Annotated in this window: 16 protein-coding genes, 4 tRNA genes, 3 rRNA genes and 2 pseudogenes; 3 read left to right on the forward strand and 22 right to left on the reverse strand. The window is 58.5% G+C overall.

Features of this window, described 5'->3' with window-relative positions:
- Nucleotides 1-58 precede the first annotated feature (58 nt).
- From CU_RS07960 to CU_RS08000, 9 genes are all read right to left on the reverse strand, one after another.
- A complete protein-coding gene (locus CU_RS07960) occupies nt 59-2,833 on the reverse strand; it encodes an ABC transporter permease (RefSeq protein WP_012360822.1) in 2,775 nt (924 codons plus the stop codon).
- Entirely contained in the window at nt 2,833-3,603 is a 771-nt protein-coding gene (locus CU_RS07965; RefSeq protein WP_012360823.1) for an ABC transporter ATP-binding protein, read from the reverse strand. The genes CU_RS07960 and CU_RS07965 overlap by 1 nt, the downstream gene beginning before the upstream one ends.
- 233 nt (nt 3,604-3,836) lie before the next feature.
- Nucleotides 3,837-3,953 (reverse strand): 5S ribosomal RNA (gene rrf / locus CU_RS07970).
- 147 nt (nt 3,954-4,100) lie between these two features.
- A 23S ribosomal RNA gene (locus CU_RS07975) occupies nt 4,101-7,178 on the reverse strand.
- Between the two features lie 354 nt (nt 7,179-7,532).
- Nucleotides 7,533-9,053: ribosomal RNA gene (locus CU_RS07980) — 16S ribosomal RNA — on the reverse strand.
- The 16S, 23S and 5S rRNA genes sit together here, the layout of an rRNA operon.
- 933 nt (nt 9,054-9,986) lie before the next feature.
- Nucleotides 9,987-11,243 (reverse strand): UDP-N-acetylglucosamine 1-carboxyvinyltransferase, encoded by a 1,257-nt coding sequence (murA, locus tag CU_RS07985; protein WP_041628513.1) that lies wholly within the window; start codon nt 11,241-11,243, stop codon nt 9,987-9,989.
- A 109-nt stretch (nt 11,244-11,352) separates the two neighbouring features.
- Nucleotides 11,353-12,228 (reverse strand): acetate metabolism transcriptional regulator RamA, encoded by an 876-nt coding sequence (gene ramA / locus CU_RS07990; RefSeq protein WP_012360825.1) that lies wholly within the window; start codon nt 12,226-12,228, stop codon nt 11,353-11,355.
- A gap of 336 nt (nt 12,229-12,564) precedes the next feature.
- Nucleotides 12,565-13,110 (reverse strand): DUF2505 family protein, encoded by a 546-nt coding sequence (locus CU_RS07995; RefSeq protein ID WP_012360826.1) that lies wholly within the window; start codon nt 13,108-13,110, stop codon nt 12,565-12,567.
- A 75-nt stretch (nt 13,111-13,185) separates the two neighbouring features.
- Nucleotides 13,186-13,959: an enoyl-CoA hydratase-related protein gene (locus CU_RS08000; RefSeq protein WP_012360827.1), complete on the reverse strand. Its 774-nt coding sequence runs from the start codon at nt 13,957-13,959 to the stop codon at nt 13,186-13,188.
- Between the two features lie 214 nt (nt 13,960-14,173).
- On the opposite strand from CU_RS08000, the gene cysK reads away from it, so the two are divergent.
- Nucleotides 14,174-15,109: a cysteine synthase A gene (cysK, locus tag CU_RS08005; protein WP_012360828.1), complete on the forward strand. Its 936-nt coding sequence runs from the start codon at nt 14,174-14,176 to the stop codon at nt 15,107-15,109.
- Between the two features lie 222 nt (nt 15,110-15,331).
- Nucleotides 15,332-15,904, forward strand: a pseudogene (epsC, locus tag CU_RS08010) (serine O-acetyltransferase EpsC); the annotation flags it as partial.
- Between the two features lie 135 nt (nt 15,905-16,039).
- Here the strand turns inward: epsC and CU_RS08015 are convergent.
- The 3 genes from CU_RS08015 to CU_RS08020 form a co-directional block, all read right to left on the reverse strand.
- The gene (locus tag CU_RS08015) at nt 16,040-16,333 is read right to left on the reverse strand and encodes a GNAT family N-acetyltransferase (protein ID WP_012360830.1); all 294 of its coding nucleotides are present in this window, start codon (nt 16,331-16,333) and stop codon (nt 16,040-16,042) included.
- Between the two features lie 652 nt (nt 16,334-16,985).
- Complete coding sequence (locus CU_RS10425; RefSeq protein ID WP_012360832.1) at nt 16,986-18,020, reverse strand: S66 family peptidase; 1,035 nt, start codon at nt 18,018-18,020, stop codon at nt 16,986-16,988.
- A gap of 67 nt (nt 18,021-18,087) precedes the next feature.
- Nucleotides 18,088-19,437, reverse strand: a complete 1,350-nt coding sequence (locus CU_RS08020; RefSeq protein WP_012360833.1) for an IS256 family transposase — start codon at nt 19,435-19,437, stop codon at nt 18,088-18,090.
- A 99-nt stretch (nt 19,438-19,536) separates the two neighbouring features.
- Between CU_RS08020 and CU_RS08025 the strand changes: the two are divergent.
- Nucleotides 19,537-20,439 (forward strand): annotated as a pseudogene (locus CU_RS08025) (IS1249 family transposase); the annotation flags it as partial.
- 65 nt (nt 20,440-20,504) lie between these two features.
- Here CU_RS08025 and CU_RS08030 read toward each other — a convergent pair.
- From CU_RS08030 to CU_RS10970, 10 genes are all read right to left on the reverse strand, one after another.
- Entirely contained in the window at nt 20,505-21,884 is a 1,380-nt protein-coding gene (locus tag CU_RS08030) for an IS3 family transposase (protein ID WP_012360835.1), read from the reverse strand.
- A 124-nt stretch (nt 21,885-22,008) separates the two neighbouring features.
- A tRNA-Phe gene (locus CU_RS08035) sits at nt 22,009-22,081 on the reverse strand.
- A gap of 21 nt (nt 22,082-22,102) precedes the next feature.
- Nucleotides 22,103-22,176: transfer RNA gene (locus CU_RS08040), tRNA-Asp, on the reverse strand.
- A 202-nt stretch (nt 22,177-22,378) separates the two neighbouring features.
- Nucleotides 22,379-22,792, reverse strand: a complete 414-nt coding sequence (locus CU_RS08045; protein ID WP_041628515.1) for a hypothetical protein — start codon at nt 22,790-22,792, stop codon at nt 22,379-22,381.
- A 195-nt stretch (nt 22,793-22,987) separates the two neighbouring features.
- Nucleotides 22,988-24,121: a hypothetical protein gene (locus tag CU_RS08050; protein ID WP_158307922.1), complete on the reverse strand. Its 1,134-nt coding sequence runs from the start codon at nt 24,119-24,121 to the stop codon at nt 22,988-22,990.
- Nucleotides 24,018-24,365 carry a hypothetical protein gene (locus CU_RS08055; protein ID WP_231837642.1) on the reverse strand — a complete coding sequence of 116 codons (348 nt, stop codon included), beginning with the start codon at nt 24,363-24,365 and terminating at the stop codon, nt 24,018-24,020. Before CU_RS08055 ends, CU_RS08050 begins: the two co-directional genes overlap by 104 nt.
- Nucleotides 24,366-24,490: 125 nt before the next feature.
- Nucleotides 24,491-24,564 (reverse strand) — tRNA-Asp (locus CU_RS08060).
- A gap of 1 nt (nt 24,565) precedes the next feature.
- Nucleotides 24,566-24,638: transfer RNA gene (locus CU_RS08065), tRNA-Glu, on the reverse strand.
- Nucleotides 24,639-24,785: 147 nt separating this feature from the next.
- Entirely contained in the window at nt 24,786-25,097 is a 312-nt protein-coding gene (locus CU_RS10965; protein ID WP_231837643.1) for a hypothetical protein, read from the reverse strand.
- Nucleotides 25,094-25,384, reverse strand: a complete 291-nt coding sequence (locus tag CU_RS10970) for a hypothetical protein (protein ID WP_231837644.1) — start codon at nt 25,382-25,384, stop codon at nt 25,094-25,096. The genes CU_RS10965 and CU_RS10970 overlap by 4 nt, the downstream gene beginning before the upstream one ends.
- Nucleotides 25,385-25,652: the final 268 nt, after the last annotated feature.

A 25,652-nucleotide genomic window follows, 5' to 3' on the forward strand; every position in this document is an offset into this window, starting at 1 on the left:
CCGTCCCAAACATGACCGTGGGCTGCCAGCCACCCCCCACAGTGGCGGCCGGCTTTCCCTAATCCGCGATGGCCTCCAGCGGAGGGGTACGACCCGCCTTGATCGCGGGCCAGGCGGCGGCAACCACGCCCACGAGCGCGGATCCAAGGAGCATAAGCACCAGTTGCAGCCACGGGACGGCGAGTTCTTCCAGCCCCTCCCCCGCGAGGACCGTGACGAAAGCCCAGCCCAGGCCGAGCCCGATGAGGACACCAACGATCGCCCCATACACCGCGATCTGCACGGCCTCCAGGGTGATCATGCGGCGGATCTGGCCGCGCATCGTGCCGATCGCGCGAAGCATACCGATCTCCTGGCGCCTCTCGATCACGTTCAATGCCAGCGTGTTCACGATCCCGAGGATGGCCACGATGATGGCTAGCGCCAGCAGCGCGTAGAGGATGTTGAGCATCTGGTCGACCATGACGGCAGCCTCACCCGAAGCCTCCGCTGGGGTGAGGACCTGTACCACGATGTAGTCCTTGGTTGCCTCCCGAAGCGCTTCTTGAAGCTCGCCCGGAGCGCTGTGGTCACCACCGCCCTCCCCCGGCACCGCTGTGACCATAAGGGCCATGATTTGGCCGGGCCACTGCCCCTGAGCGGAGGGCTGCACGCTCTCCACTCCGGCCCGGCTCAACACGTAGGGGCCGAGCGCCTGATTGGGCTCGTAGGTGCCGAGCAGAGGGAGTTTCTTTCCAGCCGAAACCTTGCCGAGGTGGGCTGGGTAGCTTTCGCCGACCTTCCAGCCGTGGGAGGCGGCGGTCTTGGTATCCGCGATGAAGCCCTCATCCGCGAGTTCTGTCTTGCCTTCAACGGTCTCGAGCACAATCCCGTCGTGGGGGTTACCCCCGTAGTAGTTCGCGAAGGGCTGCCCGGCGAAAGCGCCGATGCCCTCGATGTTCACGAGGGAGCTGCCCATCACTCCGACGGTACCCACCCCCGGGGTCTCCTGCACCGCACCGACGGCACCGTTGGGGACGGGGAAGCCGCTATTCGACGGACCCGTCGCCACGAAGTCGGCCTTCACTGCGGTTTCGGTCACCTCGGCCACGGAGGCCTTCATCGACGCTCCCAGCATCCCGACGGCTCCGACGAGCGCCAGTCCCAGGGTGAGGGCGAAGGCGGTGGTGGCGGTGCGCCGTGGGTTCCGGGCGGAGTTCTTCCGCGCGAGTGCGCCGACGGTGCCGAAAGGCAGCCCAACAACCCGGCCGATCGCTGGCACAGCGCGACGCGCGACCGCCGGTGAAGCCAGGAACGTCCCCAGGATGACAAGGACCGCAGCGACCCCGACCAGAATGGCCCGCGTCTTCGTGCTCCAGCCGTCGCCGAGCGCCCCGGCGAGGGCAATAGCGACACCGACCGCGAAGGCGAGCCCTCCGGCAATGGTGCGCCCCACCAGGGAGCTGGAGCTGCTGGCGTCACCGGAACGCATGGCCTCGACGGGGCGAGTGGCCCCTGCACTGCGGGCGGGTGCCCACGCACTGAGGATGGTGACGAGCACTCCGACGATCATGGGGAGCGCGACCGCCAAAGGTGTCAGGACGATCCCGCCCGCAGGGAGCCCCGCACCAGTGCTTTCGAGAACCGCATAGATGGCCTTCACTAGCCCCATTCCGGCAAGCACACCGAGAGCCGAGCCGAGGACGCCCACCACCGCGGCCTCGAAAACCACGGAAGCCGTGAGTTGGCCGCGGGAGACACCCAGGGCGCGGAGCAGAGCGAATTCCCGCATCCGCTGCGCCACGATCATCGAGAAGGTGTTGGCGATGATGAAGGTCCCTACCAGCAGGCCCACGAGCCCGAAGGCGATCAAAAAGTAGCTGACGAAACTCAGCGCCTTCGAAATCTCAGCGGAAAGCTCCTCGGAGACCTCCTCCCCCGTCTGAACGCTATAGGGGAATTCGGCAGCCAGGCGGTCAACAAGCTCGTCTGCGGTGGTGCCGGGGGCCGAGCCGACATAAAGAGTGCGCGGTTCCCCCGACTGTAGGAATTTCTCCTTGAAGGTCTCAGCGGCAACCGATAGACCGATGAAGCCGCCGGTTTCGATATCGGAATCGTAAATGCCGGTGACTGTCACCTCGTCCTGGTTCCGCGAAGTGACGACCTTCAGCCGGTCCCCGACCTTGACGCCATGAGTTTCTGCCGCGCTGGCGTTGATGGCCACTTCGCCGGCGGCTGTGGGCGCGGCACCGTCGATAATGTGCGTCTCGCCCTTCACCGATTCTTCGCCATTGTAGAAGGGCTGCAGCATCGTTGGCGCGGGGGCCGACTTCAAAGTCTCGCCGCTTGCCGTGGCGGCAACAGCTTGAACCTGGTCAGCGATGTTCACCTGGCTGACACCGGGCATCTGTTGGATACGACGCAGATCGTCATCACTGATGCGTCGGTTGGAGGGCGCTTGGGGTTGACCCGCTGCACGGTCAGCCGGTGCCCGCGTAGCATCCTCCCCAGCGCGCGTCGCTTGACCCCCGGCAACGGTTTCAGCGGTGTCACCAGAGTTGCGTGATTGCGAACCTGTGGACTGTCCGTCCGCACCGCCGCTGGAGCCTTCATGTGGCGAGGGCGAGGCACTGACCACTGCGTCGACGTTCTTCATCTCCCCGTCGACGAGCGAATCAAAGGTTCGGGAAAGCCCCGCTGTGAACATCAGGGAGCCGGCGATAAACGCGGTTCCAAGAATGACAGCGAGGACTGTCAGCAGCAGCCGGACCTTGTGTGCTGCAATGGAGCGAAAGCTCAAGCGCCCCACCGCAGCTGCCCCGCTGATGCAGGACCCATTGGCGCTCTGTGGCATCAGTAGTCCTCGATTCGGCTCATCGTCGAGAGGATGTCTTCGGCAGTTGGGCTTTCCAATTCGTGGACAACCTTGCCGTCCGCGAGGAAAAGCACCCGGTCGGCGTAACTGGCTGCCTTTGGGTCGTGAGTCACAATGACGACGGTCTGGTCGTCGTGGTCGACCGCTGTGCGGAGGATGTCGAGCACTTCTTGAGAACTGTTCGAGTCCAGGTTGCCGGTTGGTTCGTCGCCAAAAATGATCTCTGGTCGGGCGACGAGTGCGCGTGCACAGGCGACGCGTTGTTGCTGGCCACCCGAGAGCTCACTGGGTCGGTGGTTAAGTCGTTCTGCCAGGCCGAGGCGCGTGGTGACTTCTTGAAACCAGGAAGAATCAACCTTCTTGCCGGCAACGTCGAGCGGCAGGGTGATGTTTTCCGCGGCGGTCAGTGTCGGGACCAGGTTGAAAGCCTGGAAGATAAATCCGAGTCGGTCGCGGCGCAGGGTTGTAATCTGCTTTTCGTTGAGCTCAGAGAGTTCGGTCTCCCCGATATAGGTCTGGCCGCTGGTGGGGCTGTCGAGGGCCGCCATGCAGTGCATAAGCGTTGATTTGCCGGATCCAGACGGGCCCATGATCGCTGTGAAGCGGTTCTTCTCGAAGCCGATGTCAACATGATCCAAGGCAGTGACTTTGGCTTCGCCGTGCCCATATGTTTTGACCAAATCGATGGCGCGCGCGGCATCGCCGGTCGCGGAATCAGGGACGGCGTGTTCTTTAGCCTGCGTGTTCATGTTCTGGCCTCCAAGGCGCGAGGATCCGGCTTAAGTGGATAGTCACCAGTATGGTTGACCGAACAGAAAAGCAACAAACCCCAGGGACCCTGTGGCCGCGCCAGTTAGTCGAAAGGATGGACGGGCCGGCGCCTGGCTCAATATTAAATTAGTCTAGAAATGCAAAAAGCAGCGAGCGGAGCCAGTCCCCTTAGGACTAGATCCAGCTCGCTGCTTCTTGTTCTCAAGTTTAATGCCGGCGGCGTCTTACTCTCCCACACCCTCCCAGGTGCAGTACCATCAGCGCAGGTAGGCTTAGCTTCCGGGTTCGGAAAGGGACCGGGCGTGACCCCACCGCAAAAACCACCGACAAACACAACAGAACAACACACACCCAAACACACACAATGTGTTGGTGTGCCGTGTCATTCCAGACACTGCATAACAGACGCGAATACCACACTCATGACAACATTCACCTATTACGTGTGTGCTTCACACAACCAACCGGGCTGTGTGGTTTGTTACACTTCGGCCAATTAGTACCAGTCACCTCCACACCTCACAGTGCTTCCAGATCTGGCCTATCAACCCCATCATCTCTAGGGAACCTCAAAAGAAACCTCATCTCGAAACAGGCTTCCCGCTTAGATGCTTTCAGCGGTTATCCCTCCCATACGTAGCCAACCAGCCATGCCACGGGCGTGACAACTGGCGCACCAGAGGTATGTCCAACCCGGTCCTCTCGTACTAGGGTCAGCCTTTCTCAAGTTTCAACGCGCGCGGCGGATAGAGACCGAACTGTCTCACGACGTTCTAAACCCAGCTCGCGTGCCGCTTTAATGGGCGAACAGCCCAACCCTTGGGACCGACTCCAGCCCCAGGATGCGACGAGCCGACATCGAGGTGCCAAACCATCCCGTCGATATGGACTCTTGGGGAAGATCAGCCTGTTATCCCCGGGGTACCTTTTATCCGTTGAGCGACACCACTTCCACAAGTAGGTGCCGGATCACTAGTCCCGACTTTCGTCCCTGCTCGACCTGTCAGTCTCACAGTCAAGCTCCCTTGTGCACTTACACTCAACACCTGATTACCAACCAGGCTGAGGGAACCTTTGGGCGCCTCCGTTACACTTTAGGAGGCAACCGCCCCAGTTAAACTACCCACCAGGCACTGTCCCTAACCCAGATCATGGGCCGAGGTTAAGATATTCAATACGATCAGAGTGGTATTTCAACAACGACTCCACACCCACTAGCGTGAGCGCTTCACAGTCTCCCACCTATCCTACACAAACCGAACCGAACACCAATACCAAGCTATAGTGAAGGTCCCGGGGTCTTTTCGTCCTGCCGCGCGTAACGAGCATCTTTACTCGTACTGCAATTTCGCCGGGCCTGTGGTTGAGACAGCAGAGAAGTCGTTACGCCATTCGTGCAGGTCGGAACTTACCCGACAAGGAATTTCGCTACCTTAGGATGGTTATAGTTACCACCGCCGTTTACTGGGGCTTAAATTCTCCGCTTCGCAACAAAAATGTTACTAACGGGTCCTCTTAACCTTCCAGCACCGGGCAGGCGTCAGTCCGTATACATCGACTTAACCGTCTTCGCACGGACCTGTGTTTTTAGTAAACAGTCGCTTCCCTCTACTCTCTGCGACCACCACCAGCTCAACACGTCGTTCACCAGCAGTGGCCCCCCTTCTCCCGAAGTTACGGGGGCATTTTGCCGAATTCCTTAACCACAGTTCACCCGATCGCCTTAGTATTCTCTACCTGACCACCTGTGTCGGTTTACGGTACGGGCCATACATGCACTCACTAGAGGCTTTTCTCGACAGCATAGGATCACCAACATCCCCACAAACGGGTACGCATCACGCCTCACCCACAAAGCTGTACGGATTTACCAATACAGCGGGCCACACGCTTACACCACAATCCAATCAGTGGCTCGGCTACCTTCCTGCGTCACCCCATCGCTTGACTACAACAGATCAGGTCCCACGCATCCCAACACAACACACACAAAGTGCATGAAGCATCGTTCAGGGCGGTTAGTATCACTGCTTCACCATTGGTCGCACACATACGGGTACGGGAATATCAACCCGTTAACCATCGACTACGCCTGTCGGCCTCGCCTTAGGCCCCGACTCACCCTGGGAAGATTAACTTGACCCAGGAACCCTTAGTCATCCGGCGGATGAGTTTCCCACTCATCATTCGCTACTCATGCCTGCATTCTCACTCGCATAACCTCCAGCACTGGGTTACCCCGCACCTTCAACGGATCACACGACGCTCCCCTACCAACCCAACACACAATGTTGAGTTCCGCGGCTTCGGCGGTGTACTTGAGCCCCACTACATTGTCGGCGCAAAACCACTCGACCAGTGAGCTATTACGCACTCTTTCAAGGATGGCTGCTTCTAAGCCAACCTCCTGGCTGTCTAAGCGATCCCACATCCTTTTCCACTTAGTACACTCTTAGGGGCCTTAACCGGCGATCTGGGCTGTTTCCCTCTCGACAACGAAGCTTATCCCCCGCTGTCTCACTGCCGCGCTCTCACTTCACGGTATTCGGAGTTTGGCTGATGTCGCTAAGATAGTAGTCCCGCTAAACCAACCAGTAGCTCTACCTCCATGAAGAAACACACGACGCTGCACCTAAATGCATTTCGGGGAGAACCAGCTATCACGAAGTTTGATTGGCCTTTCACCCCTACCCACAACTCATCCCCTCAGTTTTCAACCTAAGTGGGTTCGCGCCTCCACGACGTCTTACCATCGCTTCACACTGGTCATGGGTAGATCACTCCGCTTCGGGTCCAGGACATGCCACTAAACATCACACTAGTTAGTATTCGCTTTCGCTACGGCTACCCCACCAGGGTTAACCTCGCGACATGCCGCTGACTCGCAGGCTCATTCTGCAAAAGGCACGCCATCACCCCACAAAAAGGGCTCTGACGGATTGTAAGCACACGGTTTCAGGTACTATTTCACTCCCCTCACGGGGTACTTTTCACCATTCCCTCACGGTACTCAATACACTATCGGTCACAACAAGTATTCAGGCTTACCGAGTGGTCCCGGCAGATTCACAGCAGATTCCACGAGCCCGCTGCTACTCGGGAAAAATGTCAACGCACACATTGCATGCTTTCACGTACCGGACTCTCACCGTCTACGGCAGGCCATTCCAAACCACTTCCGCTAACACACAACACACACGCGGGCCATGGCAGCAGCCCACAACAAAATCCCACAACCCCATACACGCAACCCCTGCCAGGTATCACACGCATATGGTTTAGCCATCATCCACGTTCGCTCGCCGCTACTAGCAGAATCATTATTATTTTCTTCTCCTGCGGGTACTGAGATGTTTCACTTCCCCGCGTTACCACCACACCACCTATGCATTCAGTGATGGGCGACCACACATAACCGTGGCCAGGTTTCCCCATTCGGACACCCTCGGATCAACGCTCTATTGGCAACTCCCCGAGGCCTATCGTGGCCTTACACGTCCTTCATCGGCTCATTGTGCCAAGGCATCCACCGTGCGCCCTTAAAAGTAACAAATCAAACACTAAGACACACACAAACACACACCACAAACGGTGCGCATCAGGTGAACAACAAAATCACAAGAAATTAGATACTCGCGTCCACTATACAGTTCTCAAACAACACGAACACCACCCACACAACCAACCACCACGGTCAGTCACACAGGACAGCATCCCAACAGGAACAACAACACATGCCATTCCAGACACCCAACAACGCAACAAACCAAACACACACAACTCGTGAACACAACAACACACACCAACAACCAACAAACGGTCACTGGCGGACACGCAAGCAAACCCCCACTACAGGGTTTCTAATGCCCACGATTCACCCACAAACAAATAAACAAAAACTCCTTAGAAAGGAGGTGATCCAGCCGCACCTTCCGGTACGGCTACCTTGTTACGACTTCGTCCCAATCGCCGATCCCACCTTCGACAGCTCCCTAACAAGTTTAGGCCACTGGCTTCGGGTGTTACCAACTTTCATGACGCGACGGGCGGTGTGTACAAGGCCCGGGAACGTATTCACCGCAGCGTTGCTGATCTGCGATTACTAGCGACTCCGACTTCATGGAGTCGAGTTGCAGACTCCAATCCGAACTGAGGCCGACTTTCAGGGATTAGCTCCACCTCACGGCATCGCAACCCACTGTATCGACCATTGTAGCATGTGTGAAGCCCTGGACATAAGGGGCATGATGATTTGACGTCATCCCCACCTTCCTCCGAGTTAACCCCGGCAGTCTCTTGTGAGTCCCCACCACAACGTGCTGGCAACACAAGACAAGGGTTGCGCTCGTTACGGGACTTAACCCAACATCTCACGACACGAGCTGACGACAACCATGCACCACCTGTACACCAGCCCCGAAGGGAAACTACATCTCTGCAGCGATCCAGTGTATGTCAAGCCCAGGTAAGGTTCTTCGCGTTGCATCGAATTAATCCACATGCTCCGCCGCTTGTGCGGGCCCCCGTCAATTCCTTTGAGTTTTAGCCTTGCGGCCGTACTCCCCAGGCGGGGCGCTTAATGCGTTAGCTACGGCACGGAAATCGTGAAAAATCCCCACACCTAGCGCCCACCGTTTACGGCATGGACTACCAGGGTATCTAATCCTGTTCGCTACCCATGCTTTCGCTCCTCAGTGTCAGTAACTGCCCAGAGACCTGCCTTCGCCATCGGTGTTCCTCCTGATATCTGCGCATTCCACCGCTACACCAGGAATTCCAGTCTCCCCTACAGCACTCCAGCTTGCCCGTATCGCCTGCACGCCCGGAGTTAAGCCCCGGAATTTCACAGACGACGCGACAAACCACCTACGAGCTCTTTACGCCCAGTAATTCCGGACAACGCTCGCACCCTACGTATTACCGCGGCTGCTGGCACGTAGTTAGCCGGTGCTTCTTATCCAGGTACCGTCACCCGAAGGCTTCTTCCCTAGCGAAAGAGGTTTACAACCCGAAGGCCGTCATCCCTCACGCGGCGTCGCTGCATCAGGCTTCCGCCCATTGTGCAATATTCCCCACTGCTGCCTCCCGTAGGAGTCTGGGCCGTGTCTCAGTCCCAATGTGGCCGTCCACCCTCTCAGGCCGGCTACCCGTCGTCGCCTTGGTAGGCCATTACCCCACCAACAAGCTGATAGGCCGCGGGCTCATCCTCCACCGAAAAAACTTTCCACCAACCACACTAAAGATTGGTCCTATCCGGTATTAGACCCAGTTTCCCAGGCTTATCCCGAAGTGAAGGGCAGATCACCCACGTGTTACTCACCCGTTCGCCACTCGAGTACCCCTGCAAGCAGGGGCCTTTCCGTTCGACTTGCATGTGTTAAGCACGCCGCCAGCGTTCGTCCTGAGCCAGGATCAAACTCTCCATAAAAGCCATGAGGCCCAAAACAATGAAGAGCCAACATCAACTGGCTAAACAAAAATAATAAAAGAACTACTGACAAGAAATTAACATCGTCACTCAGAAAACAAATGACAACAATCCTTGATAAGTAGACACGAAAACCACACCAAACACAACGTTTTGGCACAGCTTCAGGCGTATTCACAACCAATCACCACACACCACAAAAATAGTGCGTCGAGCTGGTTATGCCACAATTTTTAACGACCATCACTACACAACAAACAATTGTGTAGACACCTGCATCAAGGACCTTTTCGCAAAGCCCCCGAAACACACTAAACAGTGCATCAAGCGACAGTCGGTGGCATGAACAACACCCACGTATCAACCACTCCCCACCACCAATTAACGGTGGCGCGTCAGAGCAGACTGCATCATCATGTTCCAAGTCATGTATAAAAAATCAAACAAATCCCAACCACACAAAAACTGTGTGTCAGAACCGTTGATCTGCTTGGTTCATCACGCTATTGAGTTCTCAAACAACATATGCACACAACAATCCACAACCACACCCAGTGGAGCTTCACGTTGAGGCGGATTCCAACCCTATCACCCACATGAACCAGAAGCAAACCAGAGAAAAACTCACGATCACTTGGCGTTCACACACTCGGTGACAAGAAACAAGACCGAAAGGGAAATCCAACCACCCGGTAATAACCGGCGATCTTGCAGGATTGCTAAGCTACACCATCCAAGAACCAGATGCAAACACAGAAGCAAAACCCTTCTTAAGGATCTTGATTCCCCCGTGTGCACCGGGCCTGTCGGCCTCGCTTGCAGATCAATAATCTACACACACCCCACAACAAACACAAAACCCCAGGTCAGAGTTCCTTCCGACCCAGGGTGTTGGTGCTTATGTCCCGCGTTGAGCGGTGTCCGACTGCGCTATTAGCGCTCCACGCGGCGAATGTCCGCGCCGAGGTCACGAAGTGTGCCAACAAAGTCCTCGTAGCCACGATCGATGTGAAAGACGTCGTGGACCTCCGTCTCTCCATCGGCAATCAGCCCGGCGAGCACCAGCCCCACCCCGGCCCTGATATCCGAGGACCACACCGGCGCAGAGGACAACTGACGTCCTCCCCGAATGACCACATGGTGACCATCGACGCTGGCGTCCGCACCAAGACGGACGAGCTCGTCGACGAAGCGAAAGCGTGATTCGAAGATGTTCTCCGTGATAACGCTCATCCCCTCCGACGCCACGCACAACGCGATCGCCATCGGCTGCAGGTCAGTCGGGAAGCCGGGGAATGGAAGAGTCTGATAGTCAACCGCAGTGGGCTTGGATTCCTGCACCACGCGGAAGCCCGTCGGATAGGTCTCCACCCGCGCGCCGGCGAGCTTGAGCTTTTCCAGCGGAAGGTGCAGGTGTTGCGGGTCGATGCCGCCGACGGTCACATCCCCTTGGGTGATCGCCGCAGCATATGCCCACGTGCCGGCGACGATGCGGTCACCTACTACCTCGTGCTCTACCGGGTGCAGCTTCTCCACGCCGGTCACGGTGATGACATTCGAGCCGCCACCCTCTACCTTCGCACCCATCTCATTGAGCATGTCGCACAGGTCGACGATCTCCGGCTCGCGAGCCGCGTTATCCAGGACGGTGACGCCATTCGCCAAAACCGCCGCGGTCAGGATATTCTCCGTCGCTCCCACCGAAGGGAAGTCAAGCTTGATCTCCGCACCGTGCAAGCCGTCGGTTTCCGCGACCACGCAACCATGCTCAATGCGAGTGGTCGCACCGAGGGTCTCCAGCCCGGTCTGATGCATATCGAGGGGGCGGGAGCCAATGGCGTCGCCACCCGGGAGGGCGACCCGCGCACGGTGGCAGCGCGCGGTCAGCGGCCCAAGAACAGCGACGGACGCACGGAACTGGCGGACCGCATCGAAGTCCGCGTCGTGATTGATCTCCGCTGGGACGTCGATGATGACGGTGCCGCCGTCGAGCTCGACGTCGCAGCCAAGGCCGCGAAGGACGTCCGCCATATAAGGAACGTCCGAAATCTGCGGGCAGTTCTTCAGGACGGTCCGGCCTTCGGCGAGCATGGCAGCGCTCATGAGTTTAAGCACGCTGTTTTTCGCGCCGCTGACTTTCACTGCGCCCTGCAGCCGGGCGCCTCCATTCACCACAAAACTGTCGTTCACAACAGCCAAGGATACGCGTTAAAACCTTGCCTAGCTGTCGGCCGACGTCCCGCGTGGTGTGGCTTGGACATCATGCGGGACATTGGAGGTCCCGCATGATCGCCGGATTTTAAGGCAGTGCGCCGATACGACGGGCAGCATTGACTGCCTCGTATCGAGTGTGAGCACCAAGCTTGCGCATGACGGAGCGCAGGTAGCTCTTCACGGTTTCCGCACCGATGCCCATTTCCTCCGCGGCCTCGACATTCGTGTGGCCGAGGGCGACGCAGGACAAAACGTCCAGCTCGCGGGCGGACAACTTGGTGGTCTGTTTGACGCGGACCGGGGAGACCATCTGGGTGCACAGTGCCTCCAGGTCGCGGCGGAGGGTCTCATCCTCCACGCGGCCAGCGAGCATACGCAGCTTGGAGTGCGTCGCACGGACCTGTTCCCATTCGGCACTGTTCAACGAGCCGGAAGGCTTCGGTGCGTCCTCAGCAGCCTTGCCTTCCGAGGCGGACTGCGAAGGTTCACCGGAGGCACGCTCGCGCAACGCCTCGTTGATAGCGAGTTCCTGCTCGAGGCAGCGGGCGGTCATGGTCACTTCCTCAAGGACCTTGTCCCCCAGGCGAGCTCGGGAGTGGATTCCGGCGTAGAGAACCCCCTTCAGCGAGCGGCTCACGATCACCGGCACGGCAACGAGCGAGTGCAGGCCTTCGTCGCAAATGAGGGAGTCGTACTCATGGCTGATGGCCTTGGCGCGGGTGTAGTCGGAGACACCGACCGGGCGCCGGGTCGCCATGACGCGTCCGCCGACGCCTGCGGCGCTGACCACCTCGAGGTTTTCCAGCGCAGGGGTACGAAGCCCGATCCAGTTAACGATTTGGAGCTTCTTCGGACTCTTGACTTCCCCGTACATGGTGACGGGGATTGCCGTTTGCTCCTTGAGGTAGTCCAGGGCCTTCTGGACTGCTTGATCGTCATCGTTTAGACGCCGCTTTTCCACGGATCACTCCCTTGTGTGCGGGAAGGACACCGCGCAGGGCGCGGCACTTCCCCAGCGACCAACCACGAGCACCGGTTTAGCGCCGCCGGTGCTCCTGGCACTGTTACCCAGCGGCCCGGCCGGCGCGGTGCGCCAAAGCGGGCCGAAGTTTTTCCACCAAACACTCCCCCATTTAGGGGTTAGTGGATGGTAAAGCAAAGTATAGATCACCCGCTAACTACCCCCAAAATCCCCCCGCTAAAGCGAAAACCGCCCGTGCGCCAAGCCCTCAATCAGGCAACGCACAGGCGGTTAGCAGAATCCACACCATGAACCCCACTCGCTCAATCCTTCACGCTAGCGGCGAGACAACCCCTCCGCTTCGATGCGCCCCAGGCCCTTATCGATGGTGTTATCCGCATCGCCCAGGATCTTGCGCGCGACCATGCCGCCGACCATCGGAATTGGGACACTCACGTCCACCGATACTTCAACGACGACGTCGCTGGACTGCGGATCCTTGCGCTGCGGGGTGTAGGTGAAGTGCATACGCATCTCCCCCAGCCCCTGCGGCAGAGGCATGGCGGTTTCGGCAACGCAGGTCTCCCCCGTCAGCGGCTCGACGATGGTGGTTTGCTGGAGACGCATCGGCTGCTTCGAATCCTCCTCCGCGCCGGACTCGGCCGCAGATCCCTCGGCAGCCGCGGCAGGCGTGATCTCTACCTGAAGGTGAGCGGTAACCTGCCCTTCCGGAGTCCGAGCAATATCCGAGTCGACGATCTCGACCGTCGAGCCATCTGTGGGCTGGTCGACGTGCAGCAGGTAGTCTTCGCTGCTCAGCACTCCGTACGCCTCTGCTGGCGAGAGCGCGATCGTCCTCTTGAAGGTCTTCTTCTTTGCCATGTTTCCTAGTGTGCCCCGTTGTTTTCGAAAAACCTAAGCCCACTCATCCCGTAACCGCCGAACAAGTGGCGATCTTTAGCGGTGCTTCCACTCCGGCTTGCGCTTCTCAACGAAAGCGGCCATGCCTTCCTTCTGGTCCTCCGTGGCAAACAGGGACCAGAAGGCATCGCGCTCACTGAGCAGCCCCTGCCGCAGGGTGGTCTCGTAAGCGGCGTCCACAATGTCGGTCGCGGCGGTGGAAGCAACCTTGGACATGCCCGCAACCTTGGCGGCGACCTCCTGGACCGCCTCATCGAATCCCTCGGCGGGTAGCACGCGGGACACCAGCCCGGAGCGCTCCGCTTCCTGTGCATCCATCATGCGGCCCGTGAGGATCAGATCCATCGCCTTGGCCTTGCCCACCGCGCGAGTCAGGCGCTGGGTGCCACCCATGCCTGGAATGATGCCCAGGGTGATTTCTGGTTGGCCGAACTTGGCCTTTTCGCTGGCCAGCAGGATGTCCCCGATCATCGCAACCTCGCAGCCACCGCCGAGCGCGAAGCCGTTGACGGCCGTGATGATTGGGGTGGAGACCTGCGCAACGCGCTCCCACTCCAGGAACATCTTCTTCTGACGGATCTCTGGGTAGGTCTCGGACTGCATCTGCTTGATGTCAGCGCCCGCGGCGAAGGCCTTATCGCTGCCAGTGATGACAATCGCGCCGATATTCGGGTCCTGATCGAAGCCCTCAACTGCGTCCACGACGGCGTGCATGAGTTCGCTGTTGAGTGCGTTGAGAGCCTCCGGGCGATTGAGTCGGATCGTGGCGACGCGGTTATTGGTGCTGGTGAGGATGACGTTCTCGCTCATCGTGACCTCTCTTCTTCTGGGGTATGCGCGTGAAATTGTTTCGCTGTTTTCTTCCGCTGCCCATTGTGCCCATTTTTGTTAGGGACGTCACCAGCTTGGCCAATTCCCGTCTTCACCATTGCCTCACAACCCCAAGGGCGGGTATCATAACGGATAGACAGATCAGTCTATTTTACTTCAGGCTGATTCGCAACCAGGAAAGGTAAACCAGAAAATGGCAAAGATTTACGAGAACATCACCGAGCTCATCGGCAATACCCCGCTGGTCAAGCTCAATAAGCTCACCGAGGGTTACAAGGCTGATGTGGTACTGAAGATCGAGTCCGCCAACCCAGGCAACTCCGTGAAGGACCGTATTGGTCTGGCTATCGTTCAGGCTGCCGAGGACGCCGGCGAGCTCAAGCCGGGCGGCACCATTATCGAGGCAACCTCCGGCAACACCGGTATCGCACTGGCCATGGTCGGCGCGGCTCGCGGTTACAAGGTCGTCCTCACGATGCCAGAGACGATGTCTAACGAGCGTCGCATCATGCTGCGCGCTCTTGGCGCTGAGCTGGTACTCACCCCGGGTTCCGCCGGCATGCAGGGTGCAGTCGATAAGGCCAACGAGTTGGTCGAGTCCACCGAGAACTCCATCCTGGCCAGCCAGTTCAAGAACCCGGCCAACCCGAAGAAGCACTACGAGACCACGGGCCCGGAGATCTTCGAGGACACCGACGGCAATGTGGATATCTTCGTCGCCGGCATCGGCACCGGTGGCACCATTTCCGGCGCCGCGAAGTACCTGAAGGAGAAGAAGGAGAGCATCGAGATCGTCGGCGTCGAGCCGGCCGATTCCCCGCTGCTGACCGAAGGTCGCTTCGGCCCACACAAGATCCAGGGCCTGGGCACGAATTTCTTCCCGGAGACCCTCGATAAGGACGTCCTCGATCGCGTGATCGACGCCCCTCTCGAGGAGGCCGTGAAGACCGCCCGCGAGCTCGCGGTCACCGAGGGCATCCTGGGCGGTATCTCCGGCGGCGCAGCCGTCTGGGGCGCACTGCAGGAGGCTCAGAAGCCGGAGAACGAGGGCAAGACCATCGTCGCGATCCTGCCGGACTTCGGTGAGCGCTACGTCTCCACCCTGCTCTTCGAGGACCTGCGCGACTAGAAGAGGCGATGCTCCGGGCTCACCCGAGTCCGGATACAGCCCGCTCACTCTCTGCACGCCACCGCCGTTGGCACCCGGAATTAAAGTTTCGGGAATACGCCACGGCGGTGGCGTGCTGCATATGATGAGTATGCTTCCCTCCAACTGATGAAACGGCCTGCTGGAATGCCCAACCCGGCAGCACAGGGAGCAAAAATTCGATGTGAAGAAAGAGGATCGCGCGTGAGCATTTTTGCCACGATCCGGGAGGATCTGAAGAACGCCCGCCTGCACGACCCCGCCGCACGAGGCGATCTGGAAAATGCCATCGTGTATTCCGGCCTCCATGCCATTTGGGCGCACCGCGTGTCCCACAAGATGTGGAAGCGCGGTTGGAAGGGGCCAGCACGGATTCTGGCGCAATTCACCCGCTTCCTGACCGGCATCGAAATTCACCCCGGTGCGACGATTGGTCGGCGCTTCTTCATCGACCACGGCATGGGCATCGTCATCGGCGAGACGACGGAGATTGGCGACGACGTCATGCTCTACCACGGGGTGACCCTCGGCGGACAGGTACTAACTCAGACGAAGCGCCACCCCACTATTGGAAACGGTGTCACTGTGGGCGCGGGCGCGAAGGTGCTGGGCCCGATCACGATTGGCGATAACTCCGCCATTGGTGCCAACGCCGTCGTGACGAAGGACGCGCCCGCTGACTCGATCCTCACCGGTATCCCGGCGAAGGTGCGCCCGCGCCAGAAGGACCAGCGCACCCCGCTGGTGGACGCGGTGCACTGGGTCGCGGAAATGCAGAAGAGGAGCCCCGCCGAGGGATCGGGCGACGCGGGAAAAAATACCGCGAATGAGCCCCAGAGCGCGGCCGGTGGCGACGGCTCGAAGGCCGCCCCGTCGAGCCCCGATAACGACGTCGACGGCGCCGTCTAGGACCTACTCGACGACGAGGTCGCCGTAATCGTCCTGGTTCTTCTCGACGAATCCCGCCACGGCCGAGCAGGTCGGGCGAACCTTCAGCCCCTCCTCGCGGGTGGCATCCAATGCCGCTGCGATGAGGGGATTTGATAGTCCCTGGCCCCGGAATGCCGGGTCCACGACGGTGTGGTTGAAGTCGCGGACGCCGTCGGTGTCCTCGAATGCGGCAAAACCTGCCTGCTCGCCGTCCACCTCGATGACGAAGCGGGCGGCGTCCTTGCGGACCTGTCGCTGGGAATCTGATGCGGTCATGGCACTCCCCTTTCGCTGGGTTGGGTTAGCCCACCACGGAGGACGGGCCTTGAACCTGCGATTTTACGCGGGATAGCTGCCGACTCAGGTGCTCGAGAGGAACCGGGTTAAAGGACAGAATGGGGCCCGGCCCCCGACAGATGTGGCCGCACCCCACTTCCCAGCAGGCCAGAGTCATGGTATGCCGCATGATGCGCACCCATAAACCCCTTAATTAGGTTGGTGAAGGTCTTGGGCCACCGGAATCAGTGCTGCATGTCAGCGCAAACGAAGGTTACTCGGACGTGCTTTCACGACTCGGTGGCTGCGTGAAGTAATAAGCTCACGGTCTGCCGCACCCAAGACACAACGGATGGGCTCGGCTCCGAAGCGATCCTCGAACATATCGACACATGCGCTCATCCCGGCGTACGCCAGTCGAGCCCCACTGCGAAAAAGATGACGCCGTCTTAAGACCTCACTGACCCGCCGCGGTTCAGCGTTATCACGCTTCAGTTCGCGGATTTGTTCTTGGGCATCCGTGGACACACCCGACTTCCGACCAGTGTCGATCTTGGCTTGTCCCACGAATTTTTTCCATCGTCGGGTAAATAAATAATATCTAAAGTAACCTGCTAGGTCCCGGTTCTCTCCTTCCGCTCTTGCCGCTCGCTCACTGAGGTTCATAAAATGCCGTCACTGTCTTGCGCTTCCCATCGACTTCTATAGTTCCTCCGTAAGGAATGATATATTGGGGGCGCAAATGTCCAATAGGTAGCCCCAATACTCTAGGGAGCCTATCGTTGTAATTAGCTATTTCACAGGAAATAGCCCTGAGAAGTCTTATTGCATCTCCTGGACTCGGCGAGGCTACTCGCTGCCCTCTTTGGTTGCTTGAATACGGCGGTAGACCGAAAAGGAAAGCTCCTACGGAGTGAAAGTATCCCGATTCTCCGAAAGCTCTCACGAGTTTGAGGACATTGCCGTCCCCTAGGTGCTCATCAGAAAGCTCCAGGAAGAGAATAGCGCCCTGCAGTTGCCGCGGAGTCGGCAGGTCATTCATTACTGCAAGCTGTAGAAGTGTTTGCACGCACCCTCCCCAAGATCGACCTCTAATAGTCCTCCGCTCGCCCGCCCAGAGATATTCAGGATAAGGAGCCCGAGGCCCCACCTCAGTCAGGGCGAGTGGAGACTGCCAATCTTCCCCTCTTACTTCGTAGTCTCTGGGCTTTACTAGCTGCAAAGAACCCTTCCTATCCAGGATCTTCTTAATCGAAGCTGACTGAATCCGGTCCACAGATGGTCCCGGTCCGAGTTGAACTTGCGTTGACCCACCATAGTAACTGGTTCTTCCTAACTTCCATAAGAAATTGTGGATTGCTGTGTTATCCGAGTATCCAACAAATGGGGTTACACTTTTGGCTAGAACACTATGGTCAAGGTTCTTCAGTAAGGTAATTGCGTCGTTCCCGCCGACCACAGAGAAAATAGCCTTGCAGTTTTTCTGACGACTTGCATTGTTAATGTCGTTAGCTCTTTTTTCCGCGGAGAGCTTTTCTTTAACCGATGGGTACTCTACAGGCGGAAAACCAAATTCAGTATTAATTCTCCGCATCGCTTGCTCGTGTACAGCCGGTCCAATTAGCGCAGCTGGCGATGAAGGTGCGACCACAGCGATGTGGTTGCGATCTATATCGTATGTCTTCATTTTATTTAGCTTTTCGTCTTGAACAATCTGGGGAGAGTGTCCGATTGTTTGTGTGCGGGGGCTTGGTTTACAAGTAGTCCGCGAATCGGTCGGGGTATGCCACGGCTAGTTGGTTGATGGCTTGTTTCCACCCGGTGGCTTTCGCCCCTTCAATATAGCCGTTGCATTCGATGTCGCGCTTTGCTTTTTTCGCTCGCTGGGCAGCGCGCTTGTCTTCGATGTTGCAGATCATCAGCCACAGCGTTTTCAGCGCCGCGGTGTCGTTCGGGAATTGCCCGCGGTTACGGGTAGCTTTACGCAGTTCAGCGTTGAGCGATTCGATCGAATTCGTGGTGTAGAGCACCCGGCGGGCCGCTGGCGGGAACTGTAAAAACGGCACGAACCGGTCCCAGGCGTCGCGCCAGACTTTGACCGATTGCGGGTATCTCTGGCCCAGTTCACTGGCCTGGAACGCGTCCAGGGCGTCGCGGGCGGTGTCCTCGTTGGCGGCCGTGTAGACCTCACGTAGCGCACGGGAGACAGATTTGCGGTCCTGATGCGACACCCACCGGTTCGAAGCCCGAATCAGGTGCACAATGCAGGTTTGCACCATGGAATTCGGCCAGGTTGCCTCGACAGCTTCCGGCAAGCCTTTCAGCCCGTCGCAGCACACGATGAACACGTCCTGGACGCCACGGTTGGCCAGATCCGCGCACACCGATGCCCAGAATGCAGCGCCTTCATTATCGGCAATCCACAATCCCAGGATGTGCTTGATGCCGTCCATGTCGACACCAACCGCCATGTAGCAGGCCTTATTGACCACGCGGTGACCGTCACGGATTTTCACGCGTAGCGCGTCGAGGAAGATCACCGGGTAAAACTCGTCGAGCTGGCGGTTTTGCCAGATCATGACCTCGTCTAACACCGCATCGGTAATGGTGCTGATCGTATCCGGGCTCATATCCACCCCGAGCGTGGTCGCGAGGTGATGCTGAATATCGCGCACTGTCATCCCACCGGCGTATAGCGAGACGATCATGTCGTCGAGCTCTGTGAGCCGACGTGCGCCCTTGGGCACCATCTTCGGAGTAAACGTGCCAGCACGATCCCTGGGCACGGTCACTTCCACCGCGCCGTAGCCAGAATTGACGGTCTTGGTGTACGACCCGTTGCGGTGATTGCCGCCGTGCACGGGTTCAACCTGGGCTTTGGACTTGCGGTCGGAGTGGCTATAGCCCAAATGCGCATCCATCTCCGCCTGCAGACCAGCGTTGATTGATGCCTGCAGCAGGCCTTTGACCAGCTCGCTTGCATCATCAGCGGAGGTCGACAGCTCGCTGATCAGGCTAGCCAGCTCAGGATTTTCCATCAGCTTCTCGCTGATCTCGTTGACCCTCGCCGGGTCATGGCCTTTCTTCGGTGACACAGTAGTCATTATCGGTGACACTCCTTCTCGATCAGAGCCTCACACACAAACTTCCTGACACCCTCCAATCTGGGGAGTTCACGTCCTTAGCGTACTCTTTCAATTCGAAAAGAAACCACCCGATGGCGCTGCAAAAAATGCGGCGTCTCCCGCACCAAACACCGACCCGACATCACCAACACCGCAGCCTTCACCCAATTCATCAACCACTGCACCACTGGCACCAGCCTGACCACCCTCGACGACCAACGCCTCCTCGAACGCGTCTGCCCACCAATCATCGCCGTCATCGACGGCGGACAGGGAGCCTACAGCGCCATCAAAAAATGCTGGCCAACCACCCGCATCCAACGCTGCCTCGTCCACGCCCAACGCGTGGTACGCCGACACACCACCAGCCGACCACGCACCGACGCCGGACGAGCAATCTACCAACTCGCCCTGAACCTCACCAGCATCACCACACTCGACCACGCCGCACAATGGGGCGCACAACTCCACGACTTCGCCACCATCTACCGAGCCTGGATGAACGAAAAAACCCTCACCAAAGACCCCGCAACCGGCACCTGGATAACAACCTGGACACACCCCAACGTCCACAAGGCCTACAACAGTCTCAACCACCTCTGGCGGTCCGAGATGTTGTTTGTCTACCTCAACCCGCCTGACGGGGTACTTGAACCTGACCAAATAAAACGCGCCACCAACAGCCTGGAAGGCGGCATCAACGCCCAGCTCAAACTGCTTGCCCGCACACACCGCGGCAGATCCGGTGAACACCAACGCCGGATGCTGGATTGGTGGCTGTATCTGCAAACGGAACTGCCTGACGACCCCGTTGAGATCGCCAGGCAGTCCAACTGGGGCCAGGACCAACTCGCCAAAGTATCCACCCTGACCCAACACGAGAACCAAACCGACCACGAAACTGGACGACCAGCCCTCTACGGCAACGCTATCGACACCGACTACACACATTCAATCGGCATCCAAAAAGGCCACATCTAACCCCGCGACACGCCGGAGTCAGACACACATTTGGGGACGCGGACATTTTGTTGGACAGTTTCGGGTCACGCTACATGAAGTTTTCGGTAGGCGGTGATACTCACACCGCCTAGACTGGTTTTGATCCGGTGGTTGTTATAGAACTCGATGTATCGCGCGATGGCTTCTTCGAGCTCTTTGGTGGTTTGCCAAACCTTGCCGTAGTACATCTCATTTTTCATACGGCCGAAAAATCCTTCACACGCTGCGTTATCTGGGCTGCAACCCTTTTTAGACATTGAGCTGACAATCCCGTATTTAGCGGTCAAACTGCGCCAGGTGCTACCGCGGTAATGTGCACCCCGGTCAGAATGAAGCACCAGGGAACCATCTGCTTCTGGCTGCTCCGCTTCAATGGCAGCAAGCAGGGTTTCCTGCGCCAACTCCATAGTGGGGTGCACGCTTGTTTTCGCGGCGACGACCTTGCCGTCAAAACAGTCGATTATGGCAGAGAGGTACACGCGACTATCGTGAGCTGCAAAAACACTGATGTCAGTTAGCCACAACTTGTTTGGGCTGTCAGCGTGAAAATTACGGTTCACCAAGTTGTCCGGAGCTGGTGAAATTTCTCCCTGATAGCTGGAGTACCTCCACTTGCGTTTCGGAAAGCGGGGCACGATTCCTTCTTCGCGCATGAGGCGACGAACAACCTTCTCGCTGATGATGATCCCACGATGACGCAACTCCCACCACATGCGTCGATAGCCGTACGTGTTGTCCGACTGCGCGTCGATGGCATGGAGTATGTCACGGATATGCTCGTGCTTATCGGGCCGGCTGCGTTGTTGAAGGTGGTAGTAAAAACTCGATTGTGCAAGGCCGATAGAGGCGAGCAGCATCGGCAAGGGGAAGTCAGGGCGTAGCGCGTCAACCACTGCGGTCTTTTGTCTATTACTGAGCTGACCTGGGATGACGCTGACGTCTTTTTTTACAAGCTCCAGCTCCTTTTCCAATACAGCTTTCTCGACCAGCAGCTTGGCCATCTGTTCTTTCAGTTCAGATGGATCATCCGGCAAAGATTTTTCAAGGGCTGCTCGGGTGGGGATGCGAGCACGTTCTTCTCGTTCCTTTTTCGACATCAGCCCCCATTGTCCCTCTTCACGATGGCGTTGTGTCCAAGAATAGACGCTCATTTTTGACCTCAGCCCACATTCTTGAGCGATGTCAGCTGGGCTCCAGCCGGCGTTGAAAAGTTCGACAGCACGAAGCTTGACCTCAAACGGGTAACGCGTCAAGGTTTTCGCCTGCTTACGCGGTCTACCTGGAGTGGTGGGTTCACGCAACCATTTGTACAGCGTCCATCTCCCCGGATACCCCAGCTGCCGGGTCGTCTTCGTCACCGACTGAGTGCGCTTATAAACCTCAATCGCTCTGCGACGCTGCTGATCTGTGTACGAACGGTTCATAAGTGGAATCCTCCAAGATCCCGTCCGCATCCCCTTTTGTCGTTTAACCCCCTTACCCCCCCTAGAACTTAAGGCATGCAACTATAAAGCAAAAGCCCCATCCGTTGGGATGGGGCTGGGAGTGTGGCCAGACCCGGGATCGAACCGGGGACCTTTCACTTTTCAGGCGAACGCTCTACCGACTGAGCTATCTGGCCGAGAAGCCTGAGGCTTCACAGCGACCCTGACGAGACTTGAACTCGCGACCTCCGCCGTGACAGGGCGGCGCGCTAACCAACTGCGCCACAGGGCCGTGTGCTATCGCACGAGTGGTAACTATACCCAGCGGTTAACGTGGGCACAAATCACGGCCAACATGCACACATCGCAGCAGGTAGATAGGCATTTTAAAGGGCGCCTTTTCGGGCCATGCAAGCTGCTTTTTATAGGTTTTACCCCTCCACCATGGCAGCTTAGCGCTCCCGCAGCTCCGGTACCGATGACACTAATTGGCACTAATCGCAGAGGGTCACCATGTCGATCAGTTTTTCGGGGGCACCGAGGCGGCGCAGCCGAGCATCGGAGAAGCACGGCCCCTGCATGCCGGAGGTGGTCACCCCGTCGGCTTCCACCTCACCCCATTCGGCGCCGTCGAAACGTTCGACCCACACGTGATCAGTGCCGTTACGCCCCGCCCGCATCCATCGCCCATCGCAGTACATGGAGACGATTTCACCGGGTCGGGTGTTCGAGTTGGACTCAAGATAGGGGCACTCGCCCTTCTTCACGCGCTGCGGTTTCGGCCGCGCGCGCTCCCGCTGCGGCTCAGTCCTCTCGTCGGCATCGCCCGAAGCATCGTTCCCCTCCCCTGCACCATCATTCTGAACATCGGACGGCGGCGGGCCAGCCTTAGTGATCGTTTGAGTCACGGTAGGGCGATCGGCTGCGGAATCGCTAGCTTCGTCGGCACAACTAGCCAACAGCAGTGACAGGCTGAGCGCAGCGAGGCAGGATCCAGCCCGACGAGCGACGCCGAACTGCCGCCGGGACAAACTTCGGTTGAGGCGCATAACAGGAGTCTGGCACAGCCTTTGGAACTTTTTAAGGCCATTGCCAATCTTCAGCTAGGCAGTCGCCCGCTGAAGATGACTCACGAATTCTCCTAGCACCCCACGCTCCCGCATCTGCAAAAGGGCGTGCCGGGTCATCTCCATCTGCATGGACACCGCGCCACCCTCAGCACGGTGATCCTTGACGATGCGGTCCACGCACTGCGCGATATCCTCCCCTGCCTGCAGCCGCTCCGCTCGCATCCCCGTCTGGAGCCCCTTTTCCGAGCGCAATGCCTTATTCCCGATCGCCTGCTCCGCGGTGAGTTCCGTATAGGACAGGTTGAAGTAATCCGGCAGCCCTGCCCGCGCCAGATCGCGCATATAGGCGATAGGGCGCGTAGCGATCGGCACCGGCACGGTGACACTGTCCGGAGTCCGGAACACCCCGGTCGACTTCGTCTTTCGCAGGTATTCCTGCGCACCCGGAACTGCAGCCTCCTCGAAATACTCGCGCTGGGCAGCGCCAGCAATAATGTCTGCAAAGGTGGCGGCATAGAAGCTGTCGTTCAGGGACACCGAGCCGGAGCCAGACGGGATCAGCATGCCCTGCGAATTATCGCTCAGCGAGCCCTGCTGACCGATAATCACGTAACCGTCGGAGGTCAGGACCAAGGTCGAGGAGCCGATGACATTCGCCGCCTTGCTCTCGATGAGGTCGATGAGGGCGCCGTCGTCCTTATTGACGATGATGGAGCTGCCGTCGAACAGTAACTCGTCGTATCCCGGGGTGTAGTAGACGTTATCGACGACAAGATTGGATGTGATGTGGTCGAAGTAGCCGATGGGATGCAGCTGAACGACGGGGCTCGTCCAATCAGGGTCGCAGGCCATGCCCAGAAGCTTCCCGTTGAACATCGCGCGCCCCTGCGCGTAGTGACGGCGCAAATTCAGGTACTTAAACTGCTCCAGATCCTTCGGCAGCCGGTACCTGTAGGAGGAGAACTCCCACGGCTTCTCCAGGCCACCGTCCTGGATGAATTCATCGACCCGTTCCGAGGCGAGGTACGGGCGACCGTCGACCTCCCGCTTCTCGAAATCGTGCTCACGCTGATAGTCCGAGAGGCTCGCCGAGGCGATTTTTGCGGGACGTGAGCTCCTTGCGTGAACGCACGGCGTAGTTATAGCGCTGGCGATTTTCGAGACCAATCGTCGCAATCCAGTACAGCAGCACACCCACCACGATGGCGCCCAATGTCAGCCACCAGGCGGAGGCGGTGAGAACCTGGGCCTCCGCGAGGGCTGCGAGCACCGGAATGAGTACCGCTAGGGGTGTGACTAACTTCGATGCAGTAGCCACGGACATGCTCTCGCTTAGCAGCCCAAGCTTGGTGAACGTCGCGCCCTGCCACCGGCGGAAGAGGTGATACGACGAGGTCTTGGAGGAACTCATGGGCAAGAGATTACCTGGCTGCCTGCGCAGAACCCCCTATCCCGTGCGCCACGACCGGGCCGGGCGCAAGATAAATGGCAAAGCAAAAACCCCAAGCTCCGAAGAGCTTGGGGTTGATCTTGCTGCGACCCTGACGAGACTTGAACTCGCGACCTCCGCCGTGACAGGGCGGCGCGCTAACCAACTGCGCCACAGGGCCGTACTCCCAACGGGATTCGAACCCGTGTTGCCGCCGTGAAAGGGCGGAGTCCTAGGCCACTAGACGATGGGAGCACGTTCAAAACGCTCTACGCGTCTCAAACAGCTCGCTCAGTCTAACCCGCTCCCCGCACAACAACCAAATTGCCATGTGACGAGGGGATTTTCTGACCACTGGGTTCGTCTCAACAAGATACTGTGCCACGCCGCGCGACGCAATTCCTAGAGTTGTGCCTCCAACCACTCAGCCACATCCGGCCACAGATCCCGGTGCTTCGAGCGGTAGAAACCCATGTGCCCCACTGGCCCATTTGCGGTCCCCTCACCCGCTTCGATGTCTTTTTTAAGGACGTCCGCACGGTCCAACCTATCCGTCAGAACATTCACCGCGCCCCGGTGCGCCCAGAGGTCGTCCCCCATGACCACCGACAACACGGGACCCTCTGCCTTGGCGAAGCGCTCCGTGAAATCGAATTCTGCGTCGTCGAAGAAATACTGCATCTGGCCTGCCCAGCGCCGCCATTGCAGCATCACGCCGAATCGCCCGGAGTCGCGGAGTCCCCTGTGCCACGGAAATCGTAAATCAGCCCAGCCCAGCCCCGCTCCGCGAGGAACACGGCGAACTTGCGATAAAGATGCATGTCCACGCCCGTCGCCGGGTGCAACGCCACTGCCTTCCGCGCTGGCCCACCGCCGGAGGGAAGCACCCACCACCCAGCCAGCACGGTGCCGTCTGCGCATTCGACGCGGGCAGGTTCAAACCTTGGTTCCCCGCGCTCTTCAGCCTGGGGCTGAGAATCATGATTTTCGAATTCCGACATGCTTTCCAACCTATGGCACAACAGGCACGCTGGTTCGGGAGAAGCAAAAACCCCGGTTGCACTGGCCAGTGTGTTCGGGAGAGAGCTTTCACTGTCTGCCCCTCACGCTATGCTCTCGACATCGACCGGACCCGATATTGCGGATTGAGCGCCTAAAGAAAGAGAAGGCATGAGAAAACTCGCGGCAATCACTGCATTAACTACCCTCGTCCTCACAGGCTGCGCCACAACTGAGGAAGCCCCAACGCCCAGCAGCAGCACCACGTCA

The sequence above is a fragment of the Corynebacterium urealyticum DSM 7109 genome (assembly GCF_000069945.1).
In the GTDB taxonomy this organism is placed as follows: Bacteria; Actinomycetota; Actinomycetes; order Mycobacteriales; family Mycobacteriaceae; genus Corynebacterium; species Corynebacterium urealyticum.